We start from the raw sequence: 13,723 nt of genomic DNA on the forward strand, positions 1-13,723 counted from the left end.
CTCTCATGAAAAATATTTTCTCTACTTAACGTAGTTTTCTTTTTTTATTCATAAAAGCTTTTTTGATTCAAGCTCTTCATTTACACTGATTTTTTCAATCAATGCGTGATTTATATAATCATCCTTTTTAAAGAAATCAACTTGGTTAAAGTTGTCAATAACTTTATCGTTATTTATTGATAGGTTGATTATGTTTTGTGTTTACATAATCATTGATATTAAATTTCATTTTAGATGTATAATACATCTGGTTCATTGTCGTTTGTTTGTAACGACTTTATTAGTCTACCACTTAATTTTTGCTTTGTCAACTTTTTTTAAAATATTTTTACAAAAAGTTTACTCGGCTTTACAAATTAACTGTTTCGACTTTATTTAGTCTATCACCTTTTTGATATTGTGTCAAGTGTTTTTTTGTTTTTCTTTTAAAACCTCTTGGCATCTTTGCGGTGTCGACTTTTACTATTATACAGACTTTATTTTTTTTGTCAAATCTTTTTTTACTTTTCTTCTCTTGGATTATAATTTACTATGGATACCATCTTTCCATCTTTATTTTGTATTTTTCTTATTTTTTTATCAAAATCAAGACGCTTTATCCATATTGACTTACCACAGCCTAAACACTTTAGCTTCATATCTGCACCCATACGTTCTATCTCCCACTTATTTTCTCCGCACGGATGCCCTTTTTTTAATGTTATTACGTCCTTTAATTTATATTTCTTCATTGAATTCCTTTCCACTTGCTATAGACACTGTTTGTATACTTGGATTTAGATCTCTATGATAAATCTCATCTATTATGAGTTTTCTTTCTTTTCTTCCAAGAGCCCATTGATATCCCGGCACTGCTATAGCTGTAGTTTTTGCTACATATGATGACTCACGTATTTCCATTATTCCAAATAGACTTACATCTTCTAGGATATATTTACCTAATTCTTCATCTTCTTTTAGTTTTTCTGAAACAGAATTCACTATATCCTGAGCTTCTTCATATGAAACATCGTAAGATAGATATATATTACATTCAAATTTCATTGGCCCACTATTTAAATTTTGTACATTTGTTATTTGAGAATTAGGGATGGTATGCAAAGACCCATCATAATCTCTAATTTTTGTATGACGCATTCCTAATGTTTCAACCGTTCCTTCAACTCCAGCAGTCTTTATCCAATCTCCTACTCTGTAAGTATCATCAACTATAATTATAATTCCGGTAACAATATCTTTTACTAAGGTTTGAGCACCAAAAGCTATTGCTACCCCACCTATCCCTGCTGTTGCTATGATTGATCTAGTATTTATACCAATCATATCCAAAATTATCATTAATACTATAAAACCCACTATAAATCTTATAACTGTATATAGATTTTTACTGAGGGTTTCTATCCTCACTTTTCTATATCCATCTTCATCTATTTTGTTCGTAAAGGCTCTACTTATAAAATGAGATAGAACTTCTAATAATATTTTCCCTAATACTAAGATAATTAGAATCATGAGTACATCTTTTAAAAAATCAGTTTTAGTTAATTGATTTACATTTATATCTGGCATTATACCAACCTTTCTTTTTTAATCATAATATATTTAATTCTATCATTAGTCAATAATTTACACATTATAATATCTAGTTAATAAAGTAAACACTTATTTAAGATAACTAGATATTCCTATATTACGAATTAAAGTATTAAATATTATATAATCTTTATCATATTTTTTCTTATAGTCTAAAAAAATATCCATTTGGTATCTACTAGCCTCTTTTTGTAAACAAGTGACACATATGCTAACTACACTTGTAGGAATATTACACTTATACTTCTTTTAAAATAAATATAGTAGCTTTTGCTGAATTGATAGAACTTTAGGAAATAATCTACAGAAGTTATTTATATAGAATATATATAAATTTTTATATCAAAGTATTTTTCTAAAGTAATATATTCTTAATAAGTGTTTAGTTTACGATATTAAAATTAAAAAAAGCACACGAATATGCTTTTCAGAACGTAGACAAAGTATATTTTATAACTTGTTAATAATATAAATTAAGATACAGTCCATCTCATCTAGATGAATATACTTTCACTTAGTAAATTCATCTCTAAAACTAGTCCAAAAGTAAGAAAAAGTTTGTCTAGCAAACGAGCTTTAATGTGCGTGAAACGAATGCATTAAGAAATCTCATGAGATTTCTCCGCTCACTACGCTCGGTCGAAATGGTCGATTTTATATTTTTTTAAACAGACTAAAAAAGCACCCGAAGGTGCTTAATGATTTAATATTATCTTAAGTTTATCTTACCAAAACCTGCAGATGCATTAATTTCAAGATCAGTTTTATCTACATTTGTAGAAATTTCATATCCTTTATTTTTTTGCATCTTGTTTTTGTATTTATCACTTATATTTAAACCTTGACTTAAAACATTAGCTTTTATATCTCCTGTAAAGTCTTGGCTATCAACTGTTATATTACCAAATCCAGAATTCAACTTGACTTCTTTACTATCTTTAATATTATAAATTCTAATATTTCCCGAATGTGTATCAGCCTTATATTTTTTTACATCCAATCCATCTACTCTAATATTTCCGCTAACAGCATTTATGTCTGCACTTTCACCACTTATATTAGATAGATATACTGAGCCATTTACATTATTTACACTTAGATAGCCATTAGTATTCTTAAGGTCAATTTTACCATTAGTATTATTGACATCTATATTGCCACAAGAATTTATGATATTAATTTTTGCATTAACAGAGTTTATATTTATCGCATTAAAATCTACATCTTCAATCTCAATATTTCCATTTATAAGATCAATGTCAAGATTATCATATAAATTTTTTCCTAAAGATAAATGTAGTATACTTGTAGCATCAAAATTATGATAAGATTCATTGATTCCTACTTCTAAATTATCTCCATTAATATCAATTTCTAAATAATCTAATAAATCACCTTTTTTTGCCCAAATATCTTGAGTAAGAGTAATTGCTGAATCGCTTGCCCTTTCTACTAAGACTTTACCATTAGGTATATCAATATTAATAGAATTTATTTCATCATCTATTCTCATTTCCTTATGAGTATTGGTTTCGCCTTTAATATTAAATTGGTTAATATCTATATTATCTAAATCAAAATTGCTAATTGTTTCACTTGTCCTTTTTATTACACTATCAAGCGATTGACTAAGTTTTGATACAAAATCACTATTAGACCTAGATTTTTTACCACCGAGAGCATCTATTAGATTGCTAGCTTCCTCGACTGTGATTTTGCCTTCCTTTAGCATTTCTAGAATCATTTGTTTTTCATCATTCATCTTTTAATCCCTCCAATAATTCACGAGCTTGGTCTGCTGTAATCTCGCCATTATCAAGCATATTAAGAATATCTATACGGCTTTCCTTTTTATCTATAGTTCCACCAAGTTTATTAACTAGTTTATCTATCCTATTTCTCACTGTTGGGTAAGATATGCCTATTTCCTCTCCAACATCTTTTATGCTCCCTCTTTTTTGTAAAAATAATTCTATAAATTCTTTATCTTCCTTATCAAGCCTTGAAAAGTTATCCATTTCAAACTCTCCACTAACTTCTGTATAACAATTCTCGCATCTATATGAAGTAATAATCATTTCATCGCCACAGTTTGGACATTTATTAATCATAGATAGCCTCCTTTTAATATAAATATACTATGATTTTAATATTTGTAAAGTCAAAATTAATATTTTTAATAAATCTGGTCATTTTTATTAAATTATACTCGTTTCTCTATTCAATATTGATTTTTACAATTAAAAAAACTGTTGAAAATAAATAGTTTTACTACTTATTTTCAACAGACTTAAATTATATATAATCACGAGCCCAGTAGGATCTAAGGCTCCTTACTATCCATAAGATTGTATTTAACATAACTACCGCTAAAAATATCATGCCTAACATATAGAAAGAAGCTAATATAACTTCATTTTTTCCAATAATTTTAGGAATCAGATTATAAATTATTGCCAGGGTGAAGAAAAATATTATCCACTTACCCGCTGTTTTTACATTTCCATTAAAATCTGGATAGATTTTTTGTTTTTTGCTATATCTCTTATTAAAATTATCTCTACGAATTTTTATTTCTTGTCTACTTTCTTTATCTGCATGATCTATAAGTGCAGAGTAGTAATGCTGCATATCTTCATTACTAGTTGCATATTTTTTAAGATTATCTATTTCCTCTTTACTATAAGTGTGACTTAGTATTTTGCTAGTTATCATAGCTTTTGATTTATAAGTTTTACGCTCATCTCTAAGTTCCTTAAGATCTGATATATTTCTTTTTTGCCCTATTAACATTTCTGTATCTAGTTCATATTTTTTCATATATTTAAAAATATTTGTAAATACTAAGACAAATACAAACATTATTAACATTTGGCTTACTATTATTCCTATATCATTAAAATCTAACTTATAAGCCATCCCTAAAATTACTCCTGGAATAAGTAAAGTTATTAGGGAAAGTATTAAAAACTTTAGGATTGATCTCATAATTTTAACACCTTTTCATAACATTCAACTAATCTCTTTCCTGTATTTATAAGAGATTTTTTCTCTGCTTCTTCGTAGCCTACCTCCGCTAATGATGGTAAATCACTTTCTAGTATAGATTTTATTTTTAGTTTAAAATCACTATAATCCTTACCCTTGTATATATTTGTTCCATTGATAAAATCTTTTTTAAATATTTCTATATCTCTAACTAAAATATCTGCCTTAGTTGAAAGGGCTTCTAGTAAAACTATGCCTTCTGTCTCTTCTCTGGTTAAAAATACATATAAGTCCGAGCCACTATAAGCTTCTCTAAGCTCTTCACTTGAAATATATCCTGGAAAATGTAAATTCTCTGTTTTATTTTCCATAGCCTTTTTTATTTCACTAGGAAGAACTGCTTGATTGAGTTTACCAAACCAAACGAATTCATATTCTGGCATAGCCGATGCTAATTTTATAAAATCATCTATTCCCTTTCTCTTTATAGGAAGACCCACAGATATTATAGACTTTTTGCTTTTATCAAGTCCATATTTTTCATAAAAGTTTTCTCTATCACAAACCTTACTTTTCCAAAAATCTAGATCTATTCCGTTAGAAACAACCTCTATTTCCCTTTTAAGTTTATAACTTTCTAGAATTTCTTTGGAGTATTCTGTAGGAGTTAAGACTAAATCTCCCTTATTGTAGCAATGAATCAGCCAACGCTTAAAAGCAGGAGCTATCTGGTTACTTAAAATAAAAGAATTTTTAAAATCCTCTTTTGTAGAATGTCCATGGTAAACCACCCTTTTACCATCTCTATGAGCTTTATTTGCAAAAGCTACTGATTTAGGAAAGACTGTATTTATATGTACTAGATCATAATCATCTTTTTCATCCAAGGTAAAATCACAACCTATCAGAGATAAGGCTCTTATCTGATGATCTATAGCCTTACCTACTCCGCTTTCTTTAACTGTATCATAATCTTTTGTGTATAAAAGAACTTTCATATCCGTACTCATTTACTGCCTTTTTATATAGATCTTCACACTTAGAACCAAAACTTTCTACAGAAAAATTCTCTAGAGCGTAGGACCTAGCATTATCAATTAGCTGCTTATGAAAATCCTCATCATCTAAAACTAAATTCATATAGGAGTTAAATTCTTCAAAATTATGGTACCTATATCCATTAAAGCCATCTTTAATTACACCTTCTAGAGAATTATCATCTCTACAAATAGCTACTGTTCCATTTGATAGAGCTTCATAATAAGTTAGTCCTTGAGTTTCTGAAGTTGAAGCTGTAGTAAAAATATCAGCTGCTTGATAATATTTATTAACCTCACTAGGTTCTACCATGCCTACAAAATTAATCTCTTTACTAAAGCTTTTACTATAAGCTTTTAGCTTATTTAAGTAAGGACCTCCACCGACTATATAAAAGGCTATTGAACTATCTTTAAGTTTTTCATAAAACCTAATAAGTTCCTCAATATTTTTTTCTTCAGCTAAACGACCTAAATAAAGCAATATTTTCTTATCCTTATCTAAATCAAGCTCATCTTTTAAATCTTCTTTATAGATATCAGGTATGCGAATACCAGTCGGTATAACAGCTATTTTATTAGCATCAATATTATAAGATTCTAAAATTTTAGCTGTTTTTTTAGTAGGTGCTATTATGTATTGACACATATCTGCAAAGGTCTTGCTAGCCTTAGCAACAATTTTAACTCCTGCCGCTTTATTTTTTATAAAGTAATGAGTGTAATCCTCATAAACTGTATGATAGGTATGGACTAGAGGTACATTTAACATTTTAGAAAGTGATTTAGCCATTACAAATGTAGAAAATTCACATTGGCTATGGATAATATCTGGCTCCCATTTTTTAATGGACCTAAGATGGGTCTTAGCTAAGATATTTGTAACTCTTGCTTCTGGATAAATTTTCCTAGCGGAAAGAGATCCAACGTAGTACACATCCTCACTCTTATAGCTTGAAATAGTATTAGATAGAGTTAGAACTCTTACTTCGTGTCCTTGATTTTCTAAATATTCTTTTAAATTTAAGACTGAACGCACTACCCCGTTTACTACTGGGTAATACCAGTCACTGCTTATAAGTATTTTCATAAATTCCTCAATAATACTATATTTTCTTTTTTATTATTTACAATTTTAACAATCTATTCTAGTTTTAATTAAATCAATAATTAGTATAGTCTATAAGAAACGAGGTGGCATATGGGACCATTAATTGCAACAGATATAATACTTCTAATTTTTAGCCTATATATAGGAGTGTTTTTTAAACATTTTCATAGCTCATATCCAGAAATGAAAGTAGGTTTTCATTTATGGGAAGTTTGCTATAATAAAGACTCTTGGGAATATGGCAATAATTTTGCAGGTAAACTTGCCATAATATTAGGAATTGCTTTATTTGGTATAATTTACCCTATACTCTTATACATGGGCCTAAAGAGAAGTTATATGACTGTATTAATTTTATTACTTTCAGTTATTTATTTCTTGCTATTATTTTTTATAGTAAAGATTAGGGTTCGTAAGAAATTTAACTTAAAAGATGAGTGAAATCTAAGTTAAATTCTGGGTAGTTATATAATAAGATAGTTTATAAGCATTATAAGAGAAAGGAAATTATATGGATAGTATTTTTGTAATATTAACTACATTTTCAGTTGTAATTGTAGCTTATCAAGCTGAAAAAAATAAAAATAATAGCAAAAAAACTCTTTCTTATAAAATATCTAAAATCATTGCAAATATTTTAAATTTCATTGTATTTTTAGATGTTAATGATGTAAATAATATTATAAACGATATAGAAAATAAGAACTAAGGCGACAATAATATCGTCTTAATTTCTTATTCTAAAGGTCTTTTTTCCATATATTTTCACTAACAAATGAAAAATTATTATTAAAGCAAACATAACATAACTTAAAACTAGTAAAACAATTTGTCCACTTATAGATAATTTTGAAATAATAAGCGGAATAAAAAGCACATTTAAATATCCTAGCAAAGAATTTGCAAATTTGTATCCCTTTCCTATATTAGTAGCTTCATAGTTAAATGGTTGAAAAATATAATATAAAAATAAATCAAGAGATACATAAAATAAAAAGCTAACAAGGACAAAAATTTCACAATATATTAAAGTTCTTAAATAAAATTTCTCAAACACAATAAAATTTAATACATTTACCAAAATCCCAGTTAAAAGACTAAGCATTTTTATTTTTAAAACAGTTTTGTACCTAAGCTTATACATAGTAAAAATAGCTTTTTCTTCCCTATAAAAGCCATATTGGAGCAATGGCCTATCACAATTTAAAAACATTGCTCTATTAATATTTGGATTATAATAAAGTAAATACATAAATATTGGTTGAGATATTATCAATATATTTAAAGTATCAAAATTAAAATCCGCTTGCTTGTATTTAGTAAAAGCAATAAGAGTGATAATTATAGCAAATAAAATTCCTGCTTTTTTTAAAATAGGTTTTACAATCACCCTATTATGTCTTGCAAAAAATAAATTATTTAAAAGCTCATATCCTCTGCCATTTTCTTTTTTATCTGTTTTTATGTCTGTATCCTTAAGAGCCAAACTATCATTTGCAATCTGATCCAAATCTACATTCATATCTGTATCTTCAAGCTTTGCATCTTCCAAAAGTTTGCCATATTCATCAAATTTCAAAAGATATTTGCTTGCAAAAATAGAAATTATTAAAGTTATTGTAAAGACCAGCATCAAGATATTGCTATCAATATCTTTAATTAACATCAATCCAGCAAATAAAATAATAAAGACAATAATATTTACCCAAGTTTTGTCTGCATATATTTTATCTTTTTTATTTAACAGCGATAAGGTAAAGGCATTGGAAATAATTCTTATAAAGGCAAGAATAAAGCTTATTAAAAACCCATTTTTAAATCCCAAAAATATTGTAAAAGCAAAAACTCTCCCAATTCCAAGCCTAAGTGGATCAAAAACCCCTTGAATCAAGCCACTTTCTTTTGCAAGCATCTTATATTGCTTGTTTAATTTATGAATTTCTACTTTTCCTCTGCTAATAGAATTTGAAAGTACAGCAGGTGCCAGATAAAGACTTAAAAATCCTAAATTTGTTAAGGCCAAGTCTACAAAATCATTGTAAATATTATCTGGAAAATGCCATGAACCTTTAATTAGCCATAGAAAAAATCCCGCATGAAATAAGGCAATAAAAAATGTAAATATGCACTTTAAAATCTGATCAATAATGCTAAGTATAGGTCCTATGGCAAAAATAAACTTTTTAAAAGCGTAAGCTTTATACTTATCCCCTGTATATTTTCCAATTAAAGGCAAGTGATGAAAAAAATAAATAATATGATTTACCTTATCCGCTAAATTTGCATTTTCTGTAATCCTATATTTTTTATAATATTCCATATTAATCCTCCTTTTGTAAAAGATCTATTATCTTCTCTTCAAAGTCTGGATTATTTTTAATTTCCCTATCTACTTCCTCTATTTGGCCCTTATGTAGTAAAACTATCTCGTCTGATATATCCTTAGCTAGATCTAAAATATGAGTAGAAAAAATTATAATATGGTCATTTTTTATATATTTTATAAGATTTTTCATTTCTTTTTGAACAACTACATCCAGAGAATTTAGCGGTTCATCCATAAGAATTACTTTTGGTTTTAAGATAAGAAACATCATCATTTGAAGTTTATTTCTCATGCCTGTAGAATATCCTTGGATAAGCCTATCCTTATCTTCCTCATCAAATCTTACTAGGTCAAAATAATAATTAGGATCTAGATTATCATTAATTCTTTCTTTATTTACATCTATAAAAAAATTTATAAATTCTCTAGCAGTTAAAAACCTTGGCAGCTCTGGTTCTGCCAGCATAAAAAATACATCTTTTAAATTAATATCTATTTTCTCATCATCTTCTAAAAGATATATCTCGCCGCTATCTTTTTTTAATTCTTTTGAAATCAAAGAAAAAAGAGTTGTCTTTCCTGCACCATTTCTTCCTAAGAGAGCATATATTATCCCTTGGTCAAATTTGGCACTTAAATCCATTAAGACGCTTTTTTCTTCAAATTTTTTTGATAAGTTTTCTATAACCAGTCTCATATTTGCTCCTATCCTTAATATTAGTTATGAGTATATCAAAGGATTGGATTTTAAACTAGAATAATCTATAGTAATCAATATAATATTATTTATATATTATATTCTTTTAATTGATATGATTTCAGAAGGGCTATCTATTATAAGATTAGGGTTTTCTCTTTCAAGAATCTTTCTATCACGAAATCCCCATGAACAACCAATAGTAAATATGCTGGAATTGCTACCACATTTCATATCTACTTCACTATCTCCAAAGTATAAAATTTCTGAAAATGGCACATTAAAATGGCTAGCGATAATTATTATTCCTTCTGGGGATGGCTTTCTTTTATAGTCCTCTCTATAACCTAGTATATAGTCAAAATAATCTTTGCCAAAAATTTCTTTTAAAACTCTATTACTCGTAGAATCTGGCTTGTTAGAAAAAGCTGTTAGTATTTCTCCATTGTTTTTTATAGAATCTAAAGACTCTTTTATACCCTCGAATGGCTTAGTAAGATAGCTCGGGTTATCATCATAAGCCTTGTTGTAACTATTATAAATTTCTTCATGAAGATTATCATCACCAGTAAATTCAGCATATTCTAAAGCTTTATCAACTAAGACTTTAGGACCATTACCTACAAATTCTCTTACTTTATCTTTTGGTACTTCTTTTAGCCCATAAGACTTAAAAGTTTCATTTAGATAATAATTGATAGAATCTATAGTATTAAGCAACGTTCCATCTATATCAAAAATATACATTATATCCCCTTTTCTTTTTTATATTCTTTTCTAAAAACTCTTACCCAAAATTTGCATAAAATTAATTATTTAGGGAATTAATAATTTTAAGAACATTTTGATTGATAATTTTACTCCATTGTATATACATTATGGTAAAATATTAATAGTATGTAAAGAAAGAGGGTTTTATGAACAACAAAAGAAACTTATCCATGCTAAGTGATTTTTATGAATTCACTATGGCTAATGGATATTTTAACAATGGAATGAAGGATACTGTAGCAATTTTTGACGCATTTTATAGGTCTAATCCAGATGAAGGCGGTTATTCAATTTTTGCAGGTCTAAATGATATTATAGATTTCATAGAGAATCTATCATTTTCCGATGAGGATATAGAATATCTTAGGAAAGTAGGCAATTTTTCTGATGATTTTCTAGACTATCTTAAAGACTTCAAATTCACAGGAGACGTTTGGTCATATCCAGAAGGGTCTGTTATGTTTCCAGGAGAACCTATAATAACTGTAAAAGCTCCTATTATCGAATGCTCAATACTTGAAACTTATTTACTTTTATCAATGAACTTCAATTCATTGGTCGCAACTAAGACTAGTAGAATAGTCCGTGCTGCAGGAGAAAGATTAGTAATGGAATTTGGATCTAGACGTGCTCAAGGCGCCGATGCTTCTTTAACAGGAGCAAGAGCAGCTTATATAGCAGGTGCCCCTGTATCAAGTAATACACTTTCTGCAAAAACTTATGGATTTAAGCCATCTGGAACTATGGCTCATGCTTGGGTACAAGCTTTTGACAGTGAATACGAAGCTTTCAAAACTTATGCAGAACTATATCCAGATAATTGTATATTATTAATTGATACCTACGATACTATGAATAGCGGCTTGCCAAATGCTATGAAAATATTTAAGGAAGTTCTAGAACCAAAAGGACTTACTGGCGGAGTACGTATAGACTCTGGAGACCTTGCTTACTTATCTAAAGAAATAAGAAAAATACTTGATGAAAGTGGTTTTACTGATACAAAAATAGTTGCAAGTAATTCCTTAGATGAATTTAAAATTAATTCATTACTATCTCAAGGAGCTCAAATCGATTCCTTTGGCATAGGAGAAAGACTTATAACAAGTAAATCTGATCCTGTATTTGGTGGAGTCTATAAACTAGTAGGAATCTATGAGGATGACGAACTTAAATCAAAAATTAAAATTTCTGAAAATGTAGAAAAAATTACAACTCCAGGTTTTAAGAAAGTTTATAGACTCTATGATAAAAATACTGGCAAGGCTGAGGCAGACTATATAACTTTAAGGAATGAAGAAGTTGATGAAAATCAACCACTTGTAATATTTGATCCACTATTTACATGGAAGATGAAAAAAATGGATAATTATGAAGCTCGCCTTATGCAAGAGCCTATTTTTGAAAATGGTAAGCTAGTTTATAAAGAACCTAGCATTGAAGAAATCCATGAATATTACCAAAGTGAGATGGAAAGTATTTGGGATGAGGTAAAGAGATTTGATCAACCACATAATTATTATGTAGACCTTTCCCAAGATTTATGGAATCTAAAGCAAAACTTAATCTTAGAAGCTAAAAGAGGACAATGATTGCTATAATAAGTGGGGCAAGTTCCGGAATAGGTAGAGAATTCGCTTACCAAATAGATAATAAGAATTATGATGAAATTTGGCTTATAGCCCGTAGGTATAAAAGACTAGTAGAAGTAAGAGATAATTTAAAAACACCAACAAAAATACTTGCCCTAGACTTATTAGATGAAAAAAGCTTTTTTATAATAGAAAATGAGCTTAAAAAAACTAGCAACAAAATCGGTCTATTAATTAATTCTGCTGGTATGGGGATTAATGATTACTTTGAAAATATTAGTTTAGAAGATAATGAAAAACTTATAGAACTGAATATAAGTGCTCCTAGTAAGTTAATTAAGATTGCTTTGCCCTATATGGGAGAGAATTCTACTATAATAAATGTAGCAAGTGTATCAGGGTTTATTCCCCAACCTAAATTTGCAGCTTATGCAGCTAGTAAGTCCTATCTTATAAGCTTATCTAGGGCCTTAAATAGGGAACTAAAAGATAAAAAAATCCATGTTGCCACCCTATGCCCAAACCCTGTAGATACCGAGTTTGGAAATAATAATGAAAATAATCTTAAAAAATATGGAAAAGAGGATTTGCATATTTTAGTAAAAAAAGCCTTAAAAAAAGCAGCTAAAGGAGACTTAATAACCACCCATCATGCTTCTAAATTTATGCTTGTGATCTCAAAAATCATCCCCCACTCATTCGTAATGTGGATTGAGAAAATTAACAAAATGTATTAAACAAAATTATTTTCTAGCAGTTTCCTTAGCTAGGATATATCCGCCTATTAGACCAGCTTCGTTTCCTAGCTCTGGGAATACTATGTATTCTTCACTACTTGGTATAGACAAGTAGCATCCTTTAATTTTATCAAATTCTTCTCTTATTTTTTCAATCATCCCCTCTTTGTTGGCAACACCACCACCTATTATAATTATGTGAGGTCTTAGAATAAGAGTATAAGTATATAAAGCCTTAGCTATATACCTTGCTGAAATTTCAATAGCTGGATCACATATAGATAAGTCTTCCCCTTTTCTGCCTGCTCTTTTTTCTATAGCTGGCCCTGAACATAAACCTTCAAAACAAGATTTGTGATAATCACAAACTCCTTTAAAGCTGTCATCACTATCTTTTGAAATTTCTATATGACCCATCTCAGGATGTGAAAATCCTTCTAGTAGTTTGCCATTTTGAATATATGAACCACCTATACCCGTTCCTATTGTAAGATATAGGCAACTCGGTTTATCCTTAGCAGCGCCTAAATAATATTCTCCAATTCCTGATGCTCCTACATCGGTTGTTAATCCCATTGGAACATCTAATTTTTCGCTTAAAGATGCTAATAAATTAAAGTTTCTCCATAATTTTTTAGGTGTAGCTAATATATAACCATAAGTATAAGAATTTTTATCGACATCTATAGGACCAAAAGCTCCTATACCAATAGACTTTATTTTGTATTTACTGAAAAATTCCACTACTTTTTTCATATTTTCATTAGGATTGCTAGTTTTTATCCTATATTCATCTTTCAAATTCCCATCATCATCAAAAATCGCACTTCTAATCTTTGTTCCACCTAGCTCTATTGATCCATAATACATT

The 13,723-nt window shown here is 28.7% G+C and carries 15 protein-coding genes; 4 read left to right on the top strand and 11 right to left on the bottom strand.

The genetic code is table 11. From position 1 onward, the window contains the following. Window positions 1-500: 500 nt before the first annotated feature. The 7 genes from J2Z39_RS06195 to J2Z39_RS06225 all read right to left on the bottom strand — a co-directional run bounded on the left by J2Z39_RS06195 (window position 501) and on the right by J2Z39_RS06225 (window position 6,708). On the bottom strand, window positions 501-731 hold the full coding sequence (locus J2Z39_RS06195) for a DUF951 domain-containing protein (protein WP_117522126.1): 231 nt from the start codon (window positions 729-731) through the stop codon (window positions 501-503). Then, a complete protein-coding gene (locus J2Z39_RS06200) occupies window positions 718-1,569 on the bottom strand; it encodes a mechanosensitive ion channel family protein (RefSeq protein WP_209814317.1) in 852 nt (283 codons plus the stop codon). The genes J2Z39_RS06195 and J2Z39_RS06200 overlap by 14 nt, the downstream gene beginning before the upstream one ends. A gap of 733 nt (window positions 1,570-2,302) precedes the next feature. Further along, window positions 2,303-3,355, bottom strand: coding sequence for a DUF4097 family beta strand repeat-containing protein (locus tag J2Z39_RS06205; protein ID WP_209814318.1), 1,053 nt, complete (start codon window positions 3,353-3,355; stop codon window positions 2,303-2,305). After that, window positions 3,348-3,704 (bottom strand): DUF2089 domain-containing protein, encoded by a 357-nt coding sequence (locus tag J2Z39_RS06210; protein ID WP_117522129.1) that lies wholly within the window; start codon window positions 3,702-3,704, stop codon window positions 3,348-3,350. The genes J2Z39_RS06205 and J2Z39_RS06210 overlap by 8 nt, the downstream gene beginning before the upstream one ends. Window positions 3,705-3,888: 184 nt before the next feature. Further along, complete coding sequence (locus J2Z39_RS06215; protein ID WP_147318538.1) at window positions 3,889-4,512, bottom strand: hypothetical protein; 624 nt, start codon at window positions 4,510-4,512, stop codon at window positions 3,889-3,891. Window positions 4,513-4,577: 65 nt separating this feature from the next. Further along, the gene (locus J2Z39_RS06220; RefSeq protein WP_209814320.1) at window positions 4,578-5,579 is read right to left on the bottom strand and encodes an LTA glycolipid anchor biosynthesis glycosyltransferase, IagA/BgsA family; all 1,002 of its coding nucleotides are present in this window, start codon (window positions 5,577-5,579) and stop codon (window positions 4,578-4,580) included. Further along, entirely contained in the window at window positions 5,548-6,708 is a 1,161-nt protein-coding gene (locus J2Z39_RS06225) for a glycosyltransferase (protein ID WP_117522132.1), read from the bottom strand. The genes J2Z39_RS06220 and J2Z39_RS06225 overlap by 32 nt, the downstream gene beginning before the upstream one ends. 111 nt (window positions 6,709-6,819) lie before the next feature. On the opposite strand from J2Z39_RS06225, the gene J2Z39_RS06230 reads away from it, so the two are divergent. Further along, window positions 6,820-7,170 (top strand): SdpI family protein, encoded by a 351-nt coding sequence (locus J2Z39_RS06230; protein ID WP_117522133.1) that lies wholly within the window; start codon window positions 6,820-6,822, stop codon window positions 7,168-7,170. A gap of 70 nt (window positions 7,171-7,240) precedes the next feature. Next, window positions 7,241-7,438: a hypothetical protein gene (locus J2Z39_RS06235; RefSeq protein ID WP_209814323.1), complete on the top strand. Its 198-nt coding sequence runs from the start codon at window positions 7,241-7,243 to the stop codon at window positions 7,436-7,438. Between the two features lie 18 nt (window positions 7,439-7,456). Here J2Z39_RS06235 and J2Z39_RS06240 read toward each other — a convergent pair whose 3' ends face one another. The 3 genes from J2Z39_RS06240 to J2Z39_RS06250 form a co-directional block, all read right to left on the bottom strand. Further along, the gene (locus J2Z39_RS06240; RefSeq protein WP_209814324.1) at window positions 7,457-9,049 is read right to left on the bottom strand and encodes a hypothetical protein; all 1,593 of its coding nucleotides are present in this window, start codon (window positions 9,047-9,049) and stop codon (window positions 7,457-7,459) included. 1 nt (window position 9,050) lies between these two features. Continuing rightward, on the bottom strand, window positions 9,051-9,752 hold the full coding sequence (locus J2Z39_RS06245; RefSeq protein WP_117522136.1) for an ABC transporter ATP-binding protein: 702 nt from the start codon (window positions 9,750-9,752) through the stop codon (window positions 9,051-9,053). A gap of 96 nt (window positions 9,753-9,848) precedes the next feature. After that, the gene (locus J2Z39_RS06250; protein WP_117522137.1) at window positions 9,849-10,499 is read right to left on the bottom strand and encodes an HAD family hydrolase; all 651 of its coding nucleotides are present in this window, start codon (window positions 10,497-10,499) and stop codon (window positions 9,849-9,851) included. Window positions 10,500-10,669: 170 nt separating this feature from the next. Between J2Z39_RS06250 and J2Z39_RS06255 the strand changes: the two genes are divergently transcribed. After that, window positions 10,670-12,115: a nicotinate phosphoribosyltransferase gene (locus tag J2Z39_RS06255; RefSeq protein ID WP_117522138.1), complete on the top strand. Its 1,446-nt coding sequence runs from the start codon at window positions 10,670-10,672 to the stop codon at window positions 12,113-12,115. After that, window positions 12,112-12,852, top strand: coding sequence for an SDR family NAD(P)-dependent oxidoreductase (locus J2Z39_RS06260; protein ID WP_117522139.1), 741 nt, complete (start codon window positions 12,112-12,114; stop codon window positions 12,850-12,852). The genes J2Z39_RS06255 and J2Z39_RS06260 overlap by 4 nt, the downstream gene beginning before the upstream one ends. 6 nt (window positions 12,853-12,858) lie before the next feature. On the opposite strand, the gene J2Z39_RS06265 is transcribed toward J2Z39_RS06260, so the two are convergent. Continuing rightward, complete coding sequence (locus J2Z39_RS06265) at window positions 12,859-13,722, bottom strand: ROK family protein (RefSeq protein ID WP_209814326.1); 864 nt, start codon at window positions 13,720-13,722, stop codon at window positions 12,859-12,861. Window position 13,723: the final 1 nt, after the last annotated feature.

Source organism: Anaerococcus nagyae (assembly GCF_017874535.1).
In the GTDB taxonomy this organism is placed as follows: Bacteria; Bacillota; Clostridia; order Tissierellales; family Peptoniphilaceae; genus Anaerococcus; species Anaerococcus nagyae.

Excerpts from the sequence above, each read along its gene's own strand:
- J2Z39_RS06195 (WP_117522126.1), bottom strand. The coding sequence starts at position 731 with ATGAAGAAATATAAATTAAAGGACGTAATAACATTAAAAAAAGGGCAT.
- J2Z39_RS06200 (WP_209814317.1), bottom strand. The coding sequence starts at position 1,569 with ATGCCAGATATAAATGTAAATCAATTAACTAAAACTGATTTTTTAAAA.
- J2Z39_RS06205 (WP_209814318.1), bottom strand. The coding sequence starts at position 3,355 with ATGAATGATGAAAAACAAATGATTCTAGAAATGCTAAAGGAAGGCAAA.
- J2Z39_RS06210 (WP_117522129.1), bottom strand. The coding sequence starts at position 3,704 with ATGATTAATAAATGTCCAAACTGTGGCGATGAAATGATTATTACTTCA.
- J2Z39_RS06215 (WP_147318538.1), bottom strand. The coding sequence starts at position 4,512 with ATGGCTTATAAGTTAGATTTTAATGATATAGGAATAATAGTAAGCCAA.
- J2Z39_RS06220 (WP_209814320.1), bottom strand. The coding sequence starts at position 5,579 with ATGAAAGTTCTTTTATACACAAAAGATTATGATACAGTTAAAGAAAGC.
- J2Z39_RS06225 (WP_117522132.1), bottom strand. The coding sequence starts at position 6,708 with ATGAAAATACTTATAAGCAGTGACTGGTATTACCCAGTAGTAAACGGG.
- J2Z39_RS06230 (WP_117522133.1), top strand. The coding sequence starts at position 6,820 with ATGGGACCATTAATTGCAACAGATATAATACTTCTAATTTTTAGCCTA.
- J2Z39_RS06235 (WP_209814323.1), top strand. The coding sequence starts at position 7,241 with ATGGATAGTATTTTTGTAATATTAACTACATTTTCAGTTGTAATTGTA.
- J2Z39_RS06240 (WP_209814324.1), bottom strand. The coding sequence starts at position 9,049 with ATGGAATATTATAAAAAATATAGGATTACAGAAAATGCAAATTTAGCG.
- J2Z39_RS06245 (WP_117522136.1), bottom strand. The coding sequence starts at position 9,752 with ATGAGACTGGTTATAGAAAACTTATCAAAAAAATTTGAAGAAAAAAGC.
- J2Z39_RS06250 (WP_117522137.1), bottom strand. The coding sequence starts at position 10,499 with ATGTATATTTTTGATATAGATGGAACGTTGCTTAATACTATAGATTCT.
- J2Z39_RS06255 (WP_117522138.1), top strand. The coding sequence starts at position 10,670 with ATGAACAACAAAAGAAACTTATCCATGCTAAGTGATTTTTATGAATTC.
- J2Z39_RS06260 (WP_117522139.1), top strand. The coding sequence starts at position 12,112 with ATGATTGCTATAATAAGTGGGGCAAGTTCCGGAATAGGTAGAGAATTC.
- J2Z39_RS06265 (WP_209814326.1), bottom strand. The coding sequence starts at position 13,722 with ATGTATTATGGATCAATAGAGCTAGGTGGAACAAAGATTAGAAGTGCG.